The sequence below is a fragment of the Timonella sp. A28 genome, from assembly GCF_051200815.1.
GTDB lineage: Bacteria > Actinomycetota > Actinomycetes > Actinomycetales > Cellulomonadaceae > Timonella.
Genome location: NZ_CP195159.1, coordinates 1165788 through 1186772, shown reverse-complemented (window position 1 = coordinate 1186772; position 20985 = coordinate 1165788). Strand labels below are relative to the sequence as shown.

Annotated in this window: 16 protein-coding genes; 9 read left to right on the top strand and 7 right to left on the bottom strand. The window is 52.9% G+C overall.

From position 1 onward, the window contains the following. The first annotated feature begins 137 nt into the window (after window positions 1-137). The 3 genes from ACR9EC_RS05575 to ACR9EC_RS05565 all read left to right on the top strand — a co-directional run bounded on the left by ACR9EC_RS05575 (window position 138) and on the right by ACR9EC_RS05565 (window position 3870). The gene (locus tag ACR9EC_RS05575) at window positions 138-1850 is read left to right on the top strand and encodes a hypothetical protein (RefSeq protein WP_435300498.1); all 1713 of its coding nucleotides are present in this window, start codon (window positions 138-140) and stop codon (window positions 1848-1850) included. Continuing rightward, the gene (locus ACR9EC_RS05570; protein WP_435300497.1) at window positions 1847-2845 is read left to right on the top strand and encodes a hypothetical protein; all 999 of its coding nucleotides are present in this window, start codon (window positions 1847-1849) and stop codon (window positions 2843-2845) included. Before ACR9EC_RS05575 ends, ACR9EC_RS05570 begins: the two co-directional genes overlap by 4 nt. An 89-nt stretch (window positions 2846-2934) precedes the next feature. Beyond that, window positions 2935-3870, top strand: coding sequence for a tetratricopeptide repeat protein (locus ACR9EC_RS05565; RefSeq protein ID WP_435300496.1), 936 nt, complete (start codon window positions 2935-2937; stop codon window positions 3868-3870). A 66-nt stretch (window positions 3871-3936) separates the two neighbouring features. Here ACR9EC_RS05565 and glgB read toward each other — a convergent pair whose 3' ends face one another. From glgB to ACR9EC_RS05540, 5 genes are all read right to left on the bottom strand, one after another. Beyond that, on the bottom strand, window positions 3937-6165 hold the full coding sequence (gene glgB, locus ACR9EC_RS05560; RefSeq protein WP_435300495.1) for a 1,4-alpha-glucan branching protein GlgB: 2229 nt from the start codon (window positions 6163-6165) through the stop codon (window positions 3937-3939). Between the two features lie 46 nt (window positions 6166-6211). Continuing rightward, the gene (gene treS, locus ACR9EC_RS05555) at window positions 6212-7975 is read right to left on the bottom strand and encodes a maltose alpha-D-glucosyltransferase (protein ID WP_435300494.1); all 1764 of its coding nucleotides are present in this window, start codon (window positions 7973-7975) and stop codon (window positions 6212-6214) included. Continuing rightward, on the bottom strand, window positions 7972-10014 hold the full coding sequence (locus ACR9EC_RS05550; protein WP_435300493.1) for a maltotransferase domain-containing protein: 2043 nt from the start codon (window positions 10012-10014) through the stop codon (window positions 7972-7974). Before ACR9EC_RS05550 ends, treS begins: the two co-directional genes overlap by 4 nt. A gap of 110 nt (window positions 10015-10124) precedes the next feature. Continuing rightward, window positions 10125-11423, bottom strand: a complete 1299-nt coding sequence (locus tag ACR9EC_RS05545) for a hypothetical protein (RefSeq protein WP_435300492.1) — start codon at window positions 11421-11423, stop codon at window positions 10125-10127. Continuing rightward, window positions 11354-12373 (bottom strand): hypothetical protein, encoded by a 1020-nt coding sequence (locus tag ACR9EC_RS05540; RefSeq protein ID WP_435300491.1) that lies wholly within the window; start codon window positions 12371-12373, stop codon window positions 11354-11356. Before ACR9EC_RS05540 ends, ACR9EC_RS05545 begins: the two co-directional genes overlap by 70 nt. 105 nt (window positions 12374-12478) lie before the next feature. On the opposite strand from ACR9EC_RS05540, the gene ACR9EC_RS05535 reads away from it, so the two are divergent. Both ACR9EC_RS05535 and ACR9EC_RS05530 read left to right on the top strand, forming a co-directional pair. Further along, window positions 12479-13285, top strand: coding sequence for an electron transfer flavoprotein subunit beta/FixA family protein (locus ACR9EC_RS05535; RefSeq protein WP_435300490.1), 807 nt, complete (start codon window positions 12479-12481; stop codon window positions 13283-13285). An 11-nt stretch (window positions 13286-13296) separates the two neighbouring features. Then, window positions 13297-14298, top strand: a complete 1002-nt coding sequence (locus ACR9EC_RS05530) for an electron transfer flavoprotein subunit alpha/FixB family protein (protein WP_435300489.1) — start codon at window positions 13297-13299, stop codon at window positions 14296-14298. Window positions 14299-14366: 68 nt separating this feature from the next. Here ACR9EC_RS05530 and ACR9EC_RS05525 read toward each other — a convergent pair whose 3' ends face one another. Beyond that, window positions 14367-15503: an acyl-CoA dehydrogenase family protein gene (locus tag ACR9EC_RS05525; RefSeq protein ID WP_435300488.1), complete on the bottom strand. Its 1137-nt coding sequence runs from the start codon at window positions 15501-15503 to the stop codon at window positions 14367-14369. Between the two features lie 108 nt (window positions 15504-15611). Between ACR9EC_RS05525 and ACR9EC_RS05520 the strand changes: the two genes are divergently transcribed. From ACR9EC_RS05520 to ACR9EC_RS05505, 4 genes are read left to right on the top strand one after another with little or no spacing between them, the layout of a single operon-like run. Further along, window positions 15612-16856 (top strand): cysteine desulfurase family protein, encoded by a 1245-nt coding sequence (locus ACR9EC_RS05520; protein WP_435300616.1) that lies wholly within the window; start codon window positions 15612-15614, stop codon window positions 16854-16856. A gap of 39 nt (window positions 16857-16895) precedes the next feature. Next, complete coding sequence (mnmA, locus tag ACR9EC_RS05515) at window positions 16896-18140, top strand: tRNA 2-thiouridine(34) synthase MnmA (RefSeq protein ID WP_435300487.1); 1245 nt, start codon at window positions 16896-16898, stop codon at window positions 18138-18140. Continuing rightward, window positions 18137-19174, top strand: coding sequence for a hypothetical protein (locus tag ACR9EC_RS05510; protein WP_435300486.1), 1038 nt, complete (start codon window positions 18137-18139; stop codon window positions 19172-19174). The genes mnmA and ACR9EC_RS05510 overlap by 4 nt, the downstream gene beginning before the upstream one ends. A gap of 5 nt (window positions 19175-19179) precedes the next feature. Next, window positions 19180-20484, top strand: a complete 1305-nt coding sequence (locus ACR9EC_RS05505) for an MFS transporter (RefSeq protein WP_435300485.1) — start codon at window positions 19180-19182, stop codon at window positions 20482-20484. 75 nt (window positions 20485-20559) lie between these two features. Here ACR9EC_RS05505 and ACR9EC_RS05500 read toward each other — a convergent pair whose 3' ends face one another. Next, a complete protein-coding gene (locus tag ACR9EC_RS05500; protein ID WP_435300484.1) occupies window positions 20560-20985 on the bottom strand; it encodes an NUDIX hydrolase in 426 nt (141 codons plus the stop codon).

The following is a 20985-nucleotide window of genomic DNA, read 5'->3' as shown; positions in this document are numbered from 1 at the left end:
CCACCTATAGCCTATCTGGTTTTGTAAGCGCGTATATCTGGTGAAGACCCTTGAGTCATGATGTGTAAAAAATCTTAGTCTTCGATATTCCCAATGATGTCCATATAGTCTTGAGGGGTCTTTCGAAGGGGCAAAGGGTGCGCAAGAAGTTACTTCCTTTATTACTTACTGTTGTAGGAATCGTTGTTCTGGGCTTAGGAATAGCCTCTGGGACCGTTCTGAAACCAGACACGGTCGTTACATTGACGACCCCAAAACTTGATGAATCTCGATATGTCACGCTCACACCTGAGGTTTTAGGTCTTGTGAGTCCTAACGTGACGATTGAAGCAACGGATGCGCAAGGCGGCGAAGTTGCTATGGTCGTTGGGCGTCAAGCTGACGTAGTTGGCTGGATAGGTAACGAAACTTCCTATGCGGTTACTGGGGCTCAAGACTGGTCGACGATTTCCGTCGACAAGGTTGAACCAGAAAACCAAGAACCATCTGATGAAGCTTCTAGTGACAAAGAAGACACAAAAACCGACGAAGAGTCTGAGCCTGAAGGGCCTGCTGTCGTTGAGTCAGACATGTGGACAGATGTCATTACTGGCGAAGGCTCCGCACAGTTAAAGCTTTCCAACCTCGAAGCGGGCCGTGCAGTTCTTGTTACTGCAACAGGTGCAGATGCGACTACTGCTCCGACGATTGCTCTTACATGGGAGCGTGACGTAGCAACTCCGCTGCTGTTCCCGGGTATCGCTCTCGGTGTGCTCCTTATTGGTGTGGGCGTCTTTTTGTTAAAGCGCACCCCGAAGAGTGCCACAAAAACACCTAAGAAGGGTGGCAAGTGGACGGACGTGAAAGCGAAAGAGGGAACCTCACCGCAGGATTCGTCACAAGCGAGCCCTTTCGCCAGTGTTATTAGTGGCACTGAATCGCCTTCGCCATTCCCACAAACAATGCAAGCGCGTAATCAGGAGCCACCAGCACCACACACCGCACACGAGGCGCCTAGCATGGCCCAGGAAACGGAACGACCCGTTGCTGAGGCTTCAACGGCATCTTTTGCTCCCATAACTGATGTTCCTATTGGGCGTACAGGTCGAACCGACCAACGTTATGCTGCGCAACAACCTAGTCTTGCCTCACCTGAGAGTGACTATGCGAATGCTACGCAGCCTTTGCCTGCTGATTCGCTACCTTCAGTTGCGGGGGACGCTCCCCGTAACGTGGAACAGTTGGATCTTTCTGCGGTAGAAAACCTGAATACTGCAGAGCTTCAACAATTAGGTTTGACTCGTCGACAACTTCGACAGATGCAGGATGCGCAAGGCATCCAACATCCGGCAACGCCGCAACCGCACCGCTCAGCAACGAGTATGCCCTTTGGGCACACACAGCCTGAGCCCACACCAGTGCAAGAACCAGCGCCGGAGCCATATTCGAAGACAAGTGCATCGAATTGGCGTGCCGCGTGGGGAGTGCGCAGCGCACATGCTGAACAAGAGAGTGCACACAGGCACCCAGGCCAATACAACCAGGCGGGTCCGGTCGAATCTGGATTCGGTGAACAGTACAGTGCGCCTGAGCCGGTGCGAGCTCCTCAACCCGAGCCTGTGCAGCGCGATGTACGCCAGCCTGCCGCATGGTGGGATGATCCCGCACACCAGCCTGCACAGCGAAGCGCACAACCAGAACAACACGCTGATCAGCCAAGCCAACGTAATAATGCTGCCCAGTCCGCGCCTGCGACTCGACGAGCTTTGCACAGTCAGTATCGAGCAGACGCTGAGCGTAATGCTGCCGGTAATGATTCGTTAGGCTCACGATCCGCACAATCACGTGACGTGAGGGGAGACAATTCATGACACGTCGTATCACAGCGGTTGGTTGTGTAGCCGCCGCAGTAGCCGCAAGCTTTGTTATAACTGGGTGCACACCAGATCTACCTACACCTAAAGCAGCGACCGAAGTTACTCTTCCTGCATTGGACGAGGCCCAAAGCACAGCTGTTATTACAGCAGTGAGCGAAACTCTTGCCACAGCGGATGAAGACAAAGCCGCAAAAAAACTCAGTGACAGGGTTACCGGTCCTGCTTTAGATATGCGTAAAGCAGAGTACAAAATCGCTAAGTCGCAAAAAAAAGACGATTCGATTTCTGAACTTCCAGCAGGCATGCAGTCAGTTTTCATGACGACTTCTACTGCGTGGCCACGAACGATTTTTGCTGTGTCGGATCGTCCGCAAAACTTAGAGGTCGAGCGGTTCATGGTGTACACCCAAGACACTCCACAAGACCCATATAAGTTGTGGGGATGGTTCCCACTGTTCCCAGGTCTTACTGTTCCGGCGTTTCCAACGTTGGAAGAAGGAACCACCGAGATTTCTGAATTAGATGAGTCTCTTTCGGTTATGCCTAAAGATGTACTTGACGACTACATGGCTTTGCTTAAGTCGGCTTCTAAAAAGAACAAAGAAAAGTTCGATCTAGAAAAAGACGAGTTCTATAAAGAAATCTCAGATCGTCGTAAGTATCTTAAAGACGCAGCGAAGCAGATCGAAGGCTCATACAAAGAGACCTTCAAAGTTGGCGACGAATGGCGTGCGTTACGAACACTTGATGGCGGCGCAGTGCTTGTGTCGACTTTTGAAACCGTTGGCACGCTGAAGGGAGAAACCGGCGCAATTGTTTCTCCATCTGCGATTGAAAAAGCGTTCCTTGACGGAAAAACCGCTAAGAATGCGTTAAGTGTTACCCGTACGGCGGTTGTTGGTTTTTATATTCCGCCTAAGGGCTCTGAAGAAAAACCACGAGCTATTGGACGTTTGCTACGTACAACAGATGCTTCAATCCCTAAATAGCAGGTGCACCCACCGGCATGCTGTCCGCAATATGTGTAGCATGCCGGTAGTGTATGTGTTTTCTTAGAATCAATTTTTCGGAGTGAATCATGAGTGAATCAGGTGCGCAGGGACAGTTCGAGGTTCGAGGGGCAGTTGATTTATCTAGCCTTAATCGCCCAACTGCGCCACCTCCAGGTGAACCAGGTGGGGCACCTGAAGCTCAAGGTTTTACAGTTGACCTCACCGAAGAAACATTCCCTTCGGTTGTTGGTAAATCCGCACAAGTTCCAGTATTGGTTGTTTTATGGCGGCCCACAGATGCTGAAAGCGCACAATTAGCCACCACATTAGGAACTCTTGCTGGACTGTATGAGGGCCGTTTCTTACTTGCGCGTGTAGATGTAGAAGCGTGGCCACGTATTGCGGCGGCTTTCCAAGTTCAGGATTATCCAACGACTATTGGTCTGATTGCTCAGCAGCCAGTTCCGTTATTTGCGGGAAATCATGATGCGTCTGTTATCCAGGGAGTGATTGATCAGTTCTTGGCTGCTGCAGAGCAAAACGGTGTCTCTGGCACGTTAACTGCTGACGGTGCTGCTGAAGAAGCACCAGAAACGGTGGAGGAACCGTTGCCTCCGCTGCATCAAAAAGCTTATGAAGCTATTGAAGCTGGAGATTTAGATGCGGCAATGTCTGCATATCAGCAGGCTTTGCGGGAAGACCCACGTGATGCGCAAGCGTCAGCAGGATTAGCGCAAATATCGTTGATGGCTCGTACCCAACACGCGGATCTTGCGGCTGTACGTAAAGCTGCTGCTGATGCGCCCGACGACATTGCGGCGCAAATGGCTGTCGCTGATATGGACCTCATCGGCGGGAAAGTTGAAGACGCGCTTACCCGACTTATCGATTTGGTGAGGGTCACTACAGGTGACGACCGTGACGTGTTGCGTGTGCGACTTATCGAATATTTTGAAGTTCTTGGACCGGAAGACCCTCGGGTAGGGCCGGCACGTCGTTCGCTGGCAAACGCGCTGTACTAAACCAGTTCATACGCAAAAGGGGGTGGGGTTCACCAAACGTGAACCCCACCCCCTTTTTGTCACCTCTTAATCAAGAGGTCGAAAATATGCGACAGCATAGGGTGGGATGCGTACTGAAGCGGAATGGCTGCCGTTTCCCCACGCAATATCTTCTGCTTCAAATGGTTTGGAATTAATAACCCCAGAACCGCCATACGCTAAGTCATCAGTGTTGAGTATTTCTTGCCATGTGCCGCTGCTGGGCAATGGAACACGATAGTTCTCATGTGGGATACCAGCGAAGTTTGCGATAACTACGAGCGGGTCTCCATCTTCGCCATACCTGGCAAAGCACACTGTGTTGTTTCCGGCGTCCCGGTATTCCATCCAACGGAATCCAGCCTCCGTGAAATCTTGTTCCCACAGTGCCCGTTCGTCGACGTAGAGGGCGTTGAGGTCAGAAATGAGCGCCTGAATGTGTTTATGTCGAGGGTCGTTGAGCGATCCCCATTCGAGGCTGTCGTTTTCTTTCCATTCGCCTCGTTGCGCAAATTCGGAGCCCATAAATAGTAGCTGTTTGCCGGGGTACGCCCATTGATAGGCGTAGAGTGCACGAACGCCAGCAAATTTTTGCCATTCATCGCCAGGCATTTTTCCGAAAATGGAGCCTTTTCCGTGGACTACTTCGTCGTGGGACAGCGGCAGCACGTATTGTTCAGAAAAAGCGTAGCTGATGGTGTTGGTTAATACATCGTGATGGTATTTGCGGTGTATGGGCTCTTGTTCAAGGTATCGCAAGGTGTCATTCATCCAGCCCATATTCCATTTCAGCCCAAAACCAAGACCGTTGTGTGACGTGGGCGCTGTGACACCAAGGAAAGCTGTGGATTCTTCAGCGATCATGAGTATGCCAGCTGACCGGCGGTAGGCTGTGGCGTTTGCTTCTTGTAGGAAAGCTATAGCTTCAAGGTTTTCTCTGCCACCATAAATATTTGGTCGCCATTGCCCTTCGTGGCGTGAATAGTCGAGATACAACATGGATGCGACTGCATCAACACGCAGGGCGTCGATATGGAATTCTTCTAGCCAGTAGGTGGCGTTTGCTACGAGGAAGTTACGGACTTCTTTACGTCCGAAATTGAAGATGAGCGTACCCCAGTCGGGGTGTTCACCAAGGAGCGGGTCAGGATGCTCGTAGAGTGCAGTGCCATCAAAACGGGCTAACGCCCAGTCGTCTTTGGGGAAGTGCGCTGGCACCCAATCTAGGATTACTCCAATACCGGCATTGTGGAGGGTATCGACGAGGTATTTAAAGTCTGCCGGCGACCCGTAACGTGACGTTGGCGCATAGTATGAGGTCACTTGGTATCCCCACGACCCGCCAAAGGGATGTTCGGCTAAGGGCATGAATTCAACGTGTGTGAACCCTAGCTCGCTCACGTAGGCAACGAGTTCGTGCGCTGCTTGACGATAGTCTAAACCTTTGCGCCACGAGCCTAAGTGCACTTCGTAAATGCTGATGGGTGCACTGTGTTGTTCTGTGTTGGCGCGGTCCTCCATCCACGTGTCGTCAGTCCAGTCGTAGTGTGCGTCGACGACTCGACTAGCGGTAGCCGGTGGTACTTCAGTGTGACGTGCCATGGGGTCTGCTTTACGAAGCCATTGGCCGTCAGCAGCATGAATCTCGTATTTGTAGGTGCTACCTGCCGCAACGTGAGGGATAAATAGTTCCCAAATCCCGCAACCGCCAAGTGATCTCATCGCATGGGTGCGTCCGTCCCATCCGTTGAAGTCGCCGATGACACGTACAGATTGTGCAGCTGGAGCCCACACTGCGAAGGCTGTTCCAGTGACTGAGCCGAGAGCAGTTTCAAAGGTTTTAATGTGTGATCCGAGGACTTTCCAGAGCTCTTCGTGGCGGCCTTCTTGGATGAGGTGGATGTCGAGTTCACCTAATGTTGGCAGGTAGCGGTAGCCGTCGTCTGTCGTATTCTCTGTGGTGTCGTAGGTGGTGGACACCCAATAGTCGGGGGCAGTGCTGTCAGGGACTGGAATAACTGCAACCCAGATTCCTTCATGTTCGTGGTGCATGGGAATTCGCGCGTCAGCAGTAATCAGGGTAACCGCGGACGCTAGGGGACGTAGTACGCGCACAGTCGCCCACTGAGGCTTGCGTGCGGAGGTACGCTCAGGCATGAGGTGAGCACCAAGCACACTATGCGGGTTGTGGTGTGTACCTTCAGCGATGCTGGTGAGTAGATCGCCAGCCACAGATGCGTGTGTAGGAGCTTGTGGCGACTTGTTATCCGTGGTCATCTCTTGGCCTTCGTGAACGTGGGCACACCGCCCGGCTGATCTGTGATTACAAGGTGGTTTCTGGTGCTGGACGTAGTGCTAGCCACAAGAATTCGCGCGAACCGAGCATTATTGTTGCTTCCCCTTGAGCGTCAAGCGTGCCGAGGGTTGCGCCACCAAACAGATCCACGAGATTCTTGCCGGGATGATCAGGCAAACTGATTGTTCCGGCGCGGGCTGTTGCGGCAAAGTTCACTGCGCACAGGACGGTTTCGTCGGGGATGCTGCGTGTGTACGCGAAGATGGATTCGTTGTCGCATGGGACGTTGTGGAAGTCGCCGAGGCCGAAGACGGGGTGGCGTTTGCGTACCGCAAGCATGCCTCGCGTCCAGTGCAGCAGGGACGTAGGTTGTTCAACTTGTGCTTCTACATTGGCGTTTCGGTAGTTGTAGACGAGCGACTGGACGATCGGTAAGTAGAGTTTTCCGGGATCAGCGGTGGAGAACCCTGCGTTGCGGTCTGGCGTCCATTGCATGGGGGTGCGTACGGAGTCGCGGTCGTTGAGCCAGATATTGTCGCCCATCCCTATTTCGTCGCCGTAGTACAGGCAGGGGCTCCCTGGTAGGGAAAGAAGCAGGGCGTTTGCTAGTTCTACTTCTTTTCGAGAGTTGTCGAGGAGTGGCGCGAGGCGTCTGCGAATACCAACGTTTGCGCGCATGCGTGGATCGGGTGCGAACCAACGGTACATGGATGCGCGTTCTTCGGTGGACACCATTTCGAGGGTGAGCTCGTCGTGGTTGCGCAAGAACGTGCCCCACTGCTGTCCACCGGTGAGTGTGGGGGTGTCTTCGAGGATGTCTGCTAGTTGTCTAGAGTGCCCGTCTTTTATTGCATAGTAGATGCGTGGCATGACCGGGAAGTGGAAGCACATGTGGCATTCGGGTTCTTCTTCGGTGCCGTAATAGTGGATCACGTCTTCTGGCCACTGATTTGCTTCAGCGAGCATGATCCGTCCGGGGAATTCCGTATCAAGGAGGTTACGCAGACGACGCAAGAAGGCGTGTGTTTCTGGCAGGTTTTCGCAGTTTGTACCTTCTGCTTCAAACAGGTATGGGACGGCATCGAGGCGGAACCCATCAACGCCTTGCTGGCACCAGAATCGGGCAACGTCAAGCATTGCGTCTTGAACAGCAGGGTTTTCAAAGTTGAGGTCTGGCTGGTGGTGGAAGAACCTGTGCCAGTAGTACTGGCGGCGTACTGGGTCGAGCGTCCAGTTCGATGTTTCAGTGTCGGTGAAGATAATGCGAGCATCCGCGTATGCGGTGTTGTCGTCATTCCACACGTAGAAGTCACCGAAGGGGCCGTCGGGGTCTGTCCGCGAAGCTTGGAACCACGGGTGTTGGTCGCTGGTGTGGTTCATGACGAGGTCAATGATGATTCTGATACCGCGTCGATGTGCTTCTGCTATGAGTTCTTGGAAGTCTTCCATGGACCCCAACTGTGGGGCGATTGACGTGTAGTCTGCTACGTCGTAGCCGCCATCTTTGAGGGGTGATGGGTAAAACGGAGGCAACCATAGGCAGTCAACTCCGAGCCAGCGCAGGTAGTCGAGACGGCCAATGAGTCCTCGAAGATCACCTGTTCCGTTTCCGGTAGAGTCGGCGAAGGCTCGCACAATAACTTCGTAAAAGACGGCGGTCTTATACCAGTTGGGGTCGTTGGATAAACCTGATGTTTCGCCAGTTACTCCGGGGAACTGGTTTTGGGCGGTGAGGAAGAGGTCGCTTCCTGAATGTTGTGCAGGCATGTGGATGTCGGGGAAGGTACTCATGACAGTGGCCTTACGTGGACGATGTGTGCGCAGTGAACTGCAGGGTCGAGCTTGACATAAACCCGTTTACCCCATTGGTAGGTTTCACCAGTGAGTAAGTCGTGAGCAGCAAATACTGGTTCGGACACATCGGCAACGTCGTCGCTGTATCCGAGGGCTTCTAAATCTAACCAGATTGTTGTTTCACGAGTGTTGTGTGGATCAATGTTGACGACGGTGATGATGGTGTCTGATACGTCGCCAGCAAACTCTTTGGGTAGGTGTGAGGAGAACGCAATAATTGAATCGTCGTTGGTGTGGTGCACGGTGACGTTTCGTAGTTGTTGTAGCGCAGGGTGATCTTTACGAATGTGGTTGAGCGCCGTGATGAGTTGGGTAAGACCAGTCGTGCGTGCGTTATCCCAGTCACGTGCCTTGTATTCATATTTTTCGTTGTCGATGAGTTCTTCAGCGCCGGGCCTTGGGGTGCGTTCAGCGAGTTCGTAGCCGGAATAGATACCCCAAATAGGTGATGCTGTGGCGGCGAGCACCGCACGAATCGCAAACGCGGGAATACCGCCGTGTTGTAGGTAAGGCGGAAGAATGTCGTGTGTGGTGGGCCAAAAGCTGGGGCGCATGTATGAGCCTTGTGGGCCTGTCACTTCTCGAATGTAGGTTTCGAGCTCGGCCTTTGTGTTCCTCCACGTGAAATAGGTGTAGGACTGGTGGAACCCAATTTTCGCAAGCGTATGCATCATCGCCGGTTTAGTGAACGCTTCAGATAAGAAGATCACCTCTGGGTTGCTGTCTCGGATTTCGGTGAGGAGCCGTTCCCAAAAGTTCAAGTTTTTGGTGTGCGGGTTATCGATCCGGAAAGCAGTGACACCATGATCGATCCACACCTTAAAGACCCGCAAAATCTCTTGATAGATACCCTCTGGGTCGTTGTCAAAGTTGAGTGGGTAAATATCTTGATATTTTTTGGGCGGATTTTCGGCGTAGGCGATAGTACCATCTGCCCGAGTGGTGAACCACTGCGGATGTTGGGTAACCCACGGGTGGTCGGGTGAGCACTGCAACGCGATATCGAGTGCAACTTCTAGCCCTGCAGCATGTGCGGCGGCAACGAAATCGTCAAAGTCGTCAAATGTGCCTAAATCAGGGTGGATGGAGTCGTGCCCGCCATCCGCGGAGCCAATACCGTATGGGGATCCGGGGTCTCCCGGAAGAGCCTCTAAAGTGTTGTTTTTGCCTTTACGGTTTGTCACACCGATGGGGTGTATTGGGGTGAGGTAGATGGTGTCAAACCCCATGCGTGCAATGTCAGGCAGGCGTTTTGTGGCGGTGCGTAAAGTTCCTGACGACCACGTCTGTGTAAGTTCGTCGTAACGGGCACCTTCAGAACGTGGAAAGAACTCGTACCATGCGCTCGCGAGCGCTGCTTTTCGGGAGACGAAGAGCGGGTATGTTGCGCTTGGGGACACGAAGTCGCGTACTGGGTTGGTGTAGCGCAGGAGTTCGGTTACTTCTGGTGTTGTTGCTGCGCTGAAGCGTTGTTCGGGTGCGAGGCGCGTGTTTTTTAGGGTTGTGTGTACCTCGGTGAGGAGCCGTATGTGTGCGCGAGTCATATTGGGGTAGTGCGTTGCACGTTCGAAGAGGAGGGCACCTTCGGCGAGCATGAGTTCAACGTCGACGTCGGCTGCGAGTTTGATGCGGGTGTCGTGTTCCCACGTGGAGTATGGGTCTGACCAGCCTTCTACGCGTAGCCCCCATTGTCCTAGCGTGGTGGGTGCGAGTAGCCCTTGGAAGTGGTCTAAGCCGGGGGCTATATCGGTCATGCGGGTGGTGAGTTCGGTGCCGTCTGGTGCAACAAGGACAGCTGTTGCTCCGACAGCGTCGTGTCCTTCTCGGAAAACTGTTGCCGTAATGGGGATCATTTCCCCTTCGACTGCTTTGGCAGGCCAGCGTCCTTCGCTGATGACAGGTGAGACGTCAAGGACTGGGATGCGTCCGATGGGAGCATCGAGGTGCTGGGCAGTTTTACGACGAGATGAAGTCACAATAGAACGCTACCTAACTTATGCACAGTTGTGAGAATCGCCACCCCGAAAATGAGGGTGCTTTGCCCACTATCTGTCGTGTATGAGCAAAATTTGAGGCGGACAGGTCTTTATGAGGGGTTCGCTTGAGCGACATAAACTTGGATGCTCAAAGCTTCAACGGTGATGAGCGTTCCCCCTCCTAATGTGTGTGGAGATGTTTCCTTGGAGGGAATCTCCCATTCTGAGTCCCATGTGAGTGACCATTGCCGGGTTGAGTTGTCGTCTATTGGCAGGGTGACTACTGCGGGGTTGAGCGTTCCATTAAATACTAGTAATACGTGCGGGTCAGGGGTTTTAGTGTGTTCGGCGAGTCGGCCGCGGCGGAACATTTGGAAGATGCGCGTGTGTGGGTCGTTCCATTGTTCGACGGTGAGTCGTCGGCCTTCTTGTCCGTACCAGGCGAGGTCTGGTTGGTGGTCTTCGTCGTGGGGGAGTGGTTGCCCGGTGAAGAAGGTGTCGACGTGTAGGGCGGGTAGTTCTCGCCGTAGTGTGAGTAGGAATGCTGTTGTTTCGAGTAGGTGTGTGCGCCAGTCGTTGAGTTGCCAGTTCAGCCAACTGGTGGGGTTGTTTTGGCAGTATGCGTTGTTGTTTCCGTGCTGGGTGCGGCCAAGTTCGTCGCCTGCGGTGAGCATGGGGACACCTGTTGAGAAAAGTAGTGTTGCGAGCAGGTTGCGTATGGAGCGTCTGCGCATGGGCGCGATGACATGCCAGGGGTCTTCATGGTGGAGGGCGCCTTCGACTCCGTGGTTCCATGAGCGGTTGTCGTTTGTGCCGTCGCGTGATTCTTCACCGTTTGCGTCGTTGTGTTTGTGGTTGTATGCGACGAGGTCTGCGAGTGTGAATCCGTCGTGGGCGGTAACAAAGTTGATGGAGGCGAGGGGGCCGCGCATGAGGGGCGGGTCTGAGTGTCCGAAGAGGTCTACTGAACCGGCCAGTCGTGTCGCAAATTCTCTGATGCCGGATCCGGGCTGGCCGTGCGATGCGGATTGGGCGTCTGAGAGCCAAAAATCGCGTACGGCGTTGCGGTAGCGGTCGTTCCATTCGGTGATGGGGCAGGGGAACTGGCCGGTTTGCCAGCCGCCTGGGCCAACGTCCCATGGTTCGGCGATGATTTTTGCTTGCGCTAAAACTGGGTCTGTTTGTAGTGCGACGAGGAAAGGGTGGTTGGGGTTAAACCCTTCACTGTCGCGGCCTAATGTTGCTGCGAGGTCAAGGCGGAAACCATCGACACCGAATTCGGTTATCCAGTAGCGCATGGAGTCGAGTGCTAGTTGGATGACGCGTGGTCGTCGGAAATCTAGAGTGTTTCCGCAGCCTGTGACATCTGCGTAGTGTGCGGGAAGGCCACCGTCGTGTAGGTAGTACACGGTGTTGTCGAAGCCGCGGAGCTAAGATGTTGGCCATCTAAACCGCCTTCGCATGTGTGGTTGTAGACGACATCGAGGATGACTTCGATGTCGTGTTCATGCAATGTGCGAATAGTGTTTTTGAGTTCTTCGTGTACAGCTGCTGCACCTTGTCTTTGGGCGTGTTCTGTTGCGTATCCTTCATGCGGCGCAAAAAAGCTCAGAGTGTTGTAACCCCAATAGTTGGTGAGGTTTTTGTCGATTAGGTGCGGTTCAGATACGAACGCGTGGATGGGAAGCAACTCAAGAGTGGTAATCCCTAGTTTTTTGTAGTGCGCAATAAGTTCGGGGTGACTTAATGCCGCGTATGTTCCTCGGAGTTCTTCAGGAATGTCGTGGCGCAGTTGGGTGAGCCCCTGTACGTGTGCTTCATAAATAACCGTGTTTGCCCAGGGAATGTGCGGACGAGCATGCTCAGGGGAAGCCGGGGGATCTACAACAACCGCGTGGGGTACATGATCGCGTGAATCACGAGGGTCTGCTGCACCGTAAGGGTTGGGCGAATCTTTATCGTCGCGGACGTACCCGTACGTTTCATCGCCATACTGAAGTCGGCCGACGACCCCGCGAGCGTACGGGTCCATCAAAAGTTTTGCAGGGTTGTGTCTCAACCCCGTGTGCGGACGCCATTCACCATGCACGCGAAACCCATACAGTTGCCCCGCACGAATACCGGGAACAAAGTCATGCCACACACCAAAAGAATTCTTAGATAGTGGGATGCGTTGTTCCATATAAAGATCATCGTTATCTTTATATTCAGCCGAGCTCTCCGGTATCCGATCCAATAAACACAAGTCAACGCCGCTCGCATGCGACGCGAACACTGCAACAGTAGCGCCGTCCTGTGTAAGGTGAACGCCTAGAGGGGGAACCGGAGACGATAGGGGGGTAGTCGGTGCAACGGTCATAGGACCATTGTCGCAGCAATTACTTCCCCACCGTTCGCGTAACCGTATGTAAAGGCGTTGTAGGCTTGCCTTGGAGAAAATAGATCGACGAAAGAGTTGTATCTGATGAGAATTGTGGTCCCCGTAAAGCATGTGCCCGATATTCACTCGGACCGCAAATTTACGCAAGAGGGACGCGTCGCCCGTGGCGCAGAACATGGAACCCTCAACGAACTCGACGAAAACGCAATCGAATGCGCATTACAACTCGTCGAAGCATTCGGTCCCGAACTCAGAGAAACACACGAAGTTATCGTGCTGACAGTCGGACCGATCGAAGCCGAAGGAGCAATCCGTAAGGCATACCAACTCGGAGCCGACACCGGCATCCGAGTAACAGACGAAGCATTAGCAGGATCAGACATATTCGGTACCGCAACGGCACTCGCCGCAGCCATCCGAAAAATTGAACAAGACGGCCCAATCGACCTCGTCATCACCGGAATGGCAGCACTCGACGGACTCGGCTCAGTCATCCCAAGCCTGCTCGCAGCAGAACTCGCCCGCCCACAAATGACACTGGCAACAAAACTTTCAGTAGAAAACGGTGTCATCGAAATAACCCGCGAACTCGACGGCGTCACCGAGGTCCTCACCGCAGCGCTCCCCGCAGTCGTATCGGTAACCGACCACGTCAACACCCCGCGCTACCCAAACTTCAAACTCATCATGGCCGCCCGCACCAAGACGATTGAAGAATGGAACCTGACAGACCTCAACCTGCCAGCAGACACAGTCGGCACAGCAGGAGCACGCACCACAGTCACCAAGAGCGCATTGCGGCCACCACGCGAACTAACAGAACTCGTCACCGATAAAGGCGAAGGCGGCACAGCGTTGGCGCACTACCTCATCAAGAACGACTTAGTGTGAAACGAGGGGACATGACACAGCCAAACGTACTCGTACTGCTAGACACACCCGAAGCAGAACTACGATCCGCAGCCAAAGAACTCTTAACCCTGGCACGCGGAATAGGAAACCCTGTAGCAGTTGCGCTCGCAGAACCAAGCGAAACTACAGTGGAACAGCTCAAAGAATATGGGGTCGCGCAGCTTTTGGTTGCCCATATTCAAGGAGAAACAAGCGTCCATTTGTCGCCTGTCGCGGCTGAAGCTTTAGCGTTAGCTGTAGAGAAAATACAGGCTCGTGCAGTGCTGGCATCGCCAACATTTGAAAACAAAGAAATCGCGGCACGACTCGCATACGCCATCGGCGCTGGACTCGTCATCGACACGGTGACTGTTGGCCTTGAAGGCTCAGATTTCATTGGCTACAAGCGTGTATTTGCTGGCGCATGGGATATCGACTGCAAAATTACAACACCTGTAGCTGTTGCGACAGTGCGAGCGAACGCTGTTGTGCCAACGCCAGCCGAAACTCCAGCGCAGACTATCGTCCGTGAAGACTACGATGTGCAGCCAAGCGAACTAGCCCAAAGCGTGGTTCTTGTTTCCCGCACCGAACACCCACCGATCGCTGGTGGAACAGGCCGACCAAAACTAGCCGAAGCAGCATACGTCGTTGCTGGCGGGCGAGGAACAGGCGGTGATTTCGGTCCCGTGGAGGAACTCGCTGACGTGTTGGGTGGCGCGGTTGGTGCTACTCGAGATGCCGTGGACGAAGGATGGATAGAACACGACGCTCAGATCGGTCAGACGGGTGTTACCGTCGCCCCACGCGTCTACATTGGTGCAGGAATCTCCGGGGCGCCACACCACCGTGGTGGTATGCAGGCTTCCGGTGTCATCATCGCAGTGAACTCTGACGCAGATGCACCTATCTTTGAAATCTCTGATTTTGGTGTTGTGGGCGAACTAGCAGATGTGCTGCCACAAGCTGCACAAGCCATCCGCGAATATAAAGCAAGCCAGTACGACATTTAATGTAACTGCCGTATATTTGCTGTGTGTGGGGTGGGAAACACGTACGTGTTTCCCACCCCACACATGTTTTAGGGGAGCGGACCTAAAAGAGTACGAGCCCACGCGTTGTGTACTGATTCGTCGTCGGACGGATGGAAAATTCCGGCAAGCACATCACGGTAAAGCCGTGAAAGCTCGGAACGGTTGAAATACGATGAACCACCAGACACACGCACTGCTTTTTCAACAACACGTAATGCAGTTTCTGTTGCTTGTGCTTTCACGTTTGACAACTGCGGGAACCATAGTTCTCCACGATCAACCTGATCATCAACGTCATAAGCAGCGCTGCGAATAAGCGGGAAAAGGACATCAAGTTCCATGGCCGCATCTGCTATTCGCCAACGGATCGCAGGATCATTGGCGTACGGCTGACCTGTTGAAACCGCGACACGTTTTTTAACCGTGTCCACTGCAACGTCTAATGCCCGACGAGCAATTCCCGTGTAGACAGAAGCAAGAAGAATTTCAAAGTTAGCGAAAATACCAAAAATAAAAGGATCCGCTGAGGGGCCTGCCGGTATTTCGCGAACGATCCGGTGCGCTGGAGCGAACGCCCCATCAAGGATCGTTGTACAGGACTGGGAAGCCCGCATGCCTAGAGTGTCCCAGTCTGTTTTTACGGTGACATGCTCGTCACGGTCGACAAACCCCCACACGTTGAGGGTCTCACCTGCGTCGTCGGTAATGGCACCGAATGTGCCAAGTTTCGTCCAGGCCGGAGAAAGCGAAGTGAAAATTTTGGTGCCATAAAAGCGGTATCCACCAGTTGCATCGCGCTCTGCTCGGCTTTGTGAACCAAACAGGACAAGGTCGTTACCGGCTTCTGAAACTCCAAAAGCAAAGATTTCGCCGCGCATGGCATCTTCAAACATGAAGTTCATGGACGAATCACCGGTCTTGTACACGGTGTTTGCGACCCCTAACCACACCTGATGCATGTTGACTGCGAGAGCCGTTGCTGGTGCTGCTCCGGCAAGAGCCATCTGTTCGCGTGTGATGTCTTCTAAAGTGAGTCCGCCGCCCCCAAATTCTGTGGGAACAAAAGCTGTAAAGTAGCCGGCGTTTTTTAAGTCGTTAAAGTCTTCGGTGAAGAATGTGTTGTTCTGGTCGTAGGTGTGTGCTCGTTCGCGGATCGTTGATAAAAGTTCTTCACTAAGAAACACGGCGTGCCTTTCTTCTGCACTTCGTTGAGGAACATGGTGTAACTTGACTCGGTTTGATCGTACTGCGCTTTGCATACTCGTGTGGTGAAGGTAGGACTGGTCACAAAGATGTCTGTGGTTTGGTCTCACCAAGTAAACTTGTCTCTTGTGACGCAACTTCGTACTGCCTATTTTGACCATGCGGCGACCACTGATATGGAGCCGCAGGCAGTCGACGCATACGCGCATCATATGGGGATGCTCGGGAATGCTTCCTCGTTGCATAGCCGTGGACGAGCAGCACGACGAGTGGTCGAAGAATCACGTGAAACTATCGCTCGTGCTTTTGGCGCACACCCTAGTGAAGTTGTTTTTACTGGTGGTGGCACAGAATCAGACAACCTAGCAGTCAAGGGTCTGTTTTGGGCGCGTAACGTTGAGAAGCCTCGTCCTAAAATTGTTATTTCTGCGGTTGAACATCATGCAGTGATGGATCCTGCGCATTGGCTTGAAACCCATGAAGGCGCAGAAATCGTGTGGATTCCAGTTGATGAGTGTGGTCTAGTCAGTATTGATGTTTTAGAAAACGTATTGCGGGATAACGCAGACTCGATCGCATTCGTTTCAGTCATGTGGGCAAACAATGAGGTTGGAACGATTCAGCCGGTTGCTGACATTGTCGCTTTAGCGCATAGCTATGACGTTCCTGTGCACAGCGATGCGGTGCAAGCCGCAGGCCATGTTGATGTCAATTTTTCTGCGAGTGGTCTTGACGCAATGACTATCACTGCACATAAACTTGGCGGTCCGGTTGGTGTGGGCGCTTTGTTTTTGCGACGTGACGTGAAGGTCGTTCCTGTTATTCATGGGGGCGGACAAGAACGGTCAGTTCGTTCCGGTACGTTAGATACAGCCGGAATTGCTTCTTTTGCGGCCGCTGTGTCCGTGGTGCGTGAACGCATAGTTGAACATGGAGAACGTTTAGTTGCATTGCGTAACCTATTGATGAGGCGGGTGCGTGAAACAATTCCTTCTGCTGTTGTGCAAGGAATTGACCCTGAAGGGGAAAACGCACATTTGCGGTTGCCTAGTAACGCCCATTTCACTTTCGATAACTGCGAAGGTGATTCACTCATCTTTTTGCTTGATTCACAAGGCGTGGCAGCGTCAACAGGGTCAGCGTGCCAAGCCGGTGTACCGCAACCGTCACACGTGTTGCTTGCTATGGGGGTATCAGAATCTGTTGCTCGGGGTGCATTGAGGTTTTCCTTGGGGAACACAACGAGCATGGATGATGTTGACCTTTTGTTGGATGTTTTGCCGCAGGCTGTTGAGCGTGCGAGTGCAGCAGGGCTTGCGTCTGCTGGGAAATGAAGTGACCGCTGAAGTAGCGGTTATGTAGGAGGGGAACTTATGCGGGTTTTAGCCGCAATGTCAGGTGGAGTTGATTCAGCGGTTGCTGCAGCTTTGGCAGTGGAAGCTGGACACGAAGTGGTCGGCGTTCACATGGCACTGTCGCGCAACCGTAACGAATTTCGTTCGGGTTCACGTGGATGCTGCTCTATTGAGGATGCCAGCGACGCACGTCGAGTGGCTGACATGCTGGGCATTCCCTACTATGTGTGGGATCTTTCAGAAAAATTTGAAGACACAGTCGTAGCAGATTTTATTTCTGAGTATGAGGCAGGGCGCACCCCTAACCCGTGTGTTCGTTGCAATGAGCACATCAAATTTGAGGCGTTGCTTGATAAAGCGCGTGCGCTTGGTTTTGATGCTGTTGCGACTGGTCACTATGCACAGGTTCTTGATAGGGAAGACGTGGATGGAGAAACTATTCGCGAATTGCGTCGTTCTCCAAATCAAGCGAAAGACCAAAGTTATGTGCTGGCGGTTATGGGGCCAGACCGGTTGAAGCACGCTATTTTTCCGTTGGGCGGTTACGCGTCTAAGGACGAGGTCCGCGCTGAAGCGGAACGCCGCGGCTTGACGGTGTCGAATAAGCCAGATTCATACGACATTTGCTTTGTTGCCGACGGTAACACGAAGGGGTTCTTGCAAGAACGCCTTGGTTCACGTCCTGGTGAGATCACAGATGTTGATGGAAACGTGGTTGGTTCTCACGATGGTTCATATGCGTATACGGTTGGGCAGCGTAAAGGGTTAGCTTTGGGTAACCCTGCCGCTGACGGTAAGCCGCGCTATGTGCTGGAAACTAACACTAAGAGCAACACAGTTATTGTTGGCCCGGCAGAACTGTTGACCGTTAACCGGATCGTCGGCGATAAAGCTGTGTGGTTTGCACACGATGTTTTGCGTGAAGCACACGTGGACGAGTCTGGCTCGCAGTGGTTTGACGTTGATGTGCAGGTGCGCGCTCATGGCATCCCTGTTGCTGGACGAGCCCGCGCTGTGGCGTTGTCTCGTGCGAACGAGGTTGTTGGCGATGGGCGTGAGCATTTAGCAGAATCCTGCACACGCGCTGAAGGCATTGATGACACTCACGATAACCGTGCTCTGCTTGAAGTTGAACTCACTGGTGGAACCTTGAGGGGCGTTGCAGCTGGTCAGTCTCTTGTGGTGTACAGCGGAGATCGAGTGTTAGGCCAAGCAACAGTTGTTGCCAGCGATCGTAAAGCAACACCAGTTCCAGCCCTATGACAGGGGTGACCGGCCCAAGCCTGTGGCCTGGCATGTCACTACTTGACGAACAACTGGGAATTTTTGAAACCTTTTCTTCGGCTCCATATGGAGTCGAGGGGATCCCATTTTTTGCGGTGCTTGGGTCGCACACCCCGTGGGGCGACGAATTGGGTCGCACGTTAGCGTTGCTTGATCAGGTTCCAGTGGAGTTAGGGCCGCACGGCTGGAAAATGGCTGATCGGCCGGGACTGGATGAACAACGTGTCAACCAGCAGTTAGCGTTAGACCTTGAAGCTTTGTCTATTGCGGCTAGTGGGTATGACGGCGACATCAACATTCATGTGATGGGGCCGTGGACGCTTTCCGCACTGTTATATCTGGCTAGAGGCGATAGAGCGCTGACAGACATGGGCGCTGTACGAGAGTTAGCGCAGTCACTTACTGCGGGGGTGCATAACTTCTGCGGTGAGTTGAAGAAACTGTTACCTCGTACACGGGTCCAGGTGACTGTGAATGAGAAACTTATCGGTCAAATAGCTGCAGGTGTTTTACCAACGTTTTCTGGCTATTCGCGTATTTCGCGAGTTTCTGGCCCGACGCTAGTTGAACAGTCCACACCTTTTTACGAGTCGTTGACCAGTGCCGGTATTCCGGTGACGGTACATGTTGGTGACGCGTGGGTTGGAATTGCGCCGACGGTGTTATCCGGTGCGACGAGACTGGCAATGGATTTTGGGCGAACCCAGTCGTGGAATGAACAAGGCTGGTCAGCCATTGCCAGAGCAGTGGAACGCGGAGTGGGCTTCTCCATGGGAGTGCCCGCGCCTGCTGTGTCACAATGCGCTGGGCCAGATCTGCGTGCTTTAGCTGACACACTATTGGTGCCGTGGCAGCGTATTGGTTTGGAACAGAAGCGTTTGTCTGAGGTCGTTTTAACGTTGGGTGAGAGTGCCGCACAAGAGGCTTACCGACATGGCACGCAACATGCTCGGGGAACGTTAGCAACGGTGTTTCGTGTGGCTGAGTATGTTGCTGAGAAAGCAGCGCAGTAAAATCCATGCCACGCCTACTCGTTGATTTAACGCCGTTAAAAGAGTCACCTGACTTTGCTCGACTGTGGTGGGGCCTTGGAATATCAAACTTTGGCGCGCAGCTTACTGTCATGGCGGTGGGCCTTGAAGTGTATGACATCACTAAGTCAACATTTCATGTTGGTTTGCTGGGTTTATCTGCCTTAATTCCACTGGTGCTGTTGGGGTTGTATGGTGGGGCGCTGGTAGACGCGTATGATCGTCGTAAAGTTGCGTTGACTACGTCGACTGCTTTGTGGATTATTACGGCGGTACTTGCTGTACAAGCATGGCTGGGTGTGCGTAACGTTGTTGTTTTGTACGTCATTGTGGCCTTGCAATCTGCGTGCTTTGCAGTAAATAATCCAGCGAGACAAGCAATTATTCCTCGATTAGTGCGCCCGGAATTGATGCCGGCAGCTAATTCATTGATGGGGTTAACTGGAAACCTTGCTTTTTCTTTAGGGCCTTTAACGGGTGCTGTCCTCGTGCAATACGTTGGTTATGCCACGGCGTATTCTATTGACGCTTTACTGTACTTGGCAGCACTTTTTGCAGTGTTTAAATTACCGTCCATGCGCCCACAGACAGTACAAGAAACGGGCGAGCTTGCCCCGACCAGACGCGTAGGTGTGCGATCTGTGCTCGACGGATTCGCTTATTTGAAAACCCAAGCCGATGTGCGCATGACATTCCTAGTCGATTTATGTGCAATGATTTTTGCTTCGCCGAAGGTGCTACTTCCTGCAATTGGGGTAGTTGCGTTGGGTGGTGGAAGTACAACCGTTGGAATATTAACGACAGGCGCAGCTATCGGTGGATTACTTGCTAGTGCTTTTTCTGGTGGGCTGACTGGCGTTATCCAACAAGGAAAAGTTATTACCTATGCCATCACGGCGTGGGGCCTTTCCATCGTTTTATTCGGAATAATTGTTGTTTCCGCAGGTCAAACTAACCCACAAGAACCTAAATGGGCTTTGATCATCGCAGCATCGTGTGCGTTAGTTTTGGCCGGTGCATCTGATCAGATTTCTGCTGTTTTCCGTCAAACTATTTTGCAAACTGCAACCCCCGATCATATGCGCGGGCGTCTGCAAGGAGTCTTCATTGTGGTGGTCGCTGGAGGTCCGCGTTTAGGTGAAGTGTGGTTGGGGCTGGAAGCAACCTGGTGGGGAGAAGGCACAGCAGCGATTGTCGGTGGGCTAACATGCCTTTTTGCTTTGTGGTTGCTTGTGTGGCGACAACGTAGTTTCTTTCGATATGACGCTTCACGAGTCGTCGCGCAGTTCTAAACGACAAAGCGGGTGGGGCCCACACAGATTGTGTAGGTTCCACCCGCTTTCTAGCGGCTACGTGAGCTCGCTACATTAGGCGTGGCTTAACTCGTCAAGGACGAGCGGCAAAATAATCTCACTAAACAGTGGCGCGGTTTTTAGGCGTGCCGCGTGCTGTGGTGCAGTCCACGTTATGTGTTCAATTTCGGCTGCTGCCTGCACAGTTGTGTGTTCGCTTGGGTGTAAACGAGCTCGAACACATTCCGCATGAATCGTATATCCCGGTTCGTTTGCCGCTGGCGCTTGAAAAGATCCGATGTAACTAAACCTATCGAGTGGAATGGAAAGGCCCGTTTCTTCGTGGATTTCTCGTTGCGCAGTGTGGAGGGTGTCTTCGCCTAATTCAGGTTTTCCCCCGGGCTGTATATACGTATCAGTATTTTTCTTACGGACCAGCAAGATGTTGTCGTTGTGGTCTTGCACGAGAACGGCAACAACGGTGAATGATTTGTCAGGCAT

What these genes read in the sequence shown, in the direction of transcription:
- ACR9EC_RS05570 (WP_435300497.1), top strand. Translation starts at nt 1,847, where the DNA reads ATGACACGTCGTATCACAGCGGTTGGTTGTGTAGCCGCCGCAGTAGCC.
- ACR9EC_RS05565 (WP_435300496.1), top strand. Translation starts at nt 2,935, where the DNA reads ATGAGTGAATCAGGTGCGCAGGGACAGTTCGAGGTTCGAGGGGCAGTT.
- glgB (WP_435300495.1), bottom strand. Translation starts at nt 6,165, where the DNA reads ATGACCACGGATAACAAGTCGCCACAAGCTCCTACACACGCATCTGTG.
- treS (WP_435300494.1), bottom strand. Translation starts at nt 7,975, where the DNA reads ATGAGTACCTTCCCCGACATCCACATGCCTGCACAACATTCAGGAAGC.
- ACR9EC_RS05540 (WP_435300491.1), bottom strand. Translation starts at nt 12,373, where the DNA reads ATGACCGTTGCACCGACTACCCCCCTATCGTCTCCGGTTCCCCCTCTA.
- ACR9EC_RS05535 (WP_435300490.1), top strand. Translation starts at nt 12,479, where the DNA reads ATGAGAATTGTGGTCCCCGTAAAGCATGTGCCCGATATTCACTCGGAC.
- ACR9EC_RS05530 (WP_435300489.1), top strand. Translation starts at nt 13,297, where the DNA reads ATGACACAGCCAAACGTACTCGTACTGCTAGACACACCCGAAGCAGAA.
- ACR9EC_RS05520 (WP_435300616.1), top strand. Translation starts at nt 15,612, where the DNA reads ATGTCTGTGGTTTGGTCTCACCAAGTAAACTTGTCTCTTGTGACGCAA.
- mnmA (WP_435300487.1), top strand. Translation starts at nt 16,896, where the DNA reads ATGCGGGTTTTAGCCGCAATGTCAGGTGGAGTTGATTCAGCGGTTGCT.
- ACR9EC_RS05510 (WP_435300486.1), top strand. Translation starts at nt 18,137, where the DNA reads ATGACAGGGGTGACCGGCCCAAGCCTGTGGCCTGGCATGTCACTACTT.
- ACR9EC_RS05505 (WP_435300485.1), top strand. Translation starts at nt 19,180, where the DNA reads ATGCCACGCCTACTCGTTGATTTAACGCCGTTAAAAGAGTCACCTGAC.
- ACR9EC_RS05500 (WP_435300484.1), bottom strand. Translation starts at nt 20,985, where the DNA reads ATGCCTGACAAATCATTCACCGTTGTTGCCGTTCTCGTGCAAGACCAC.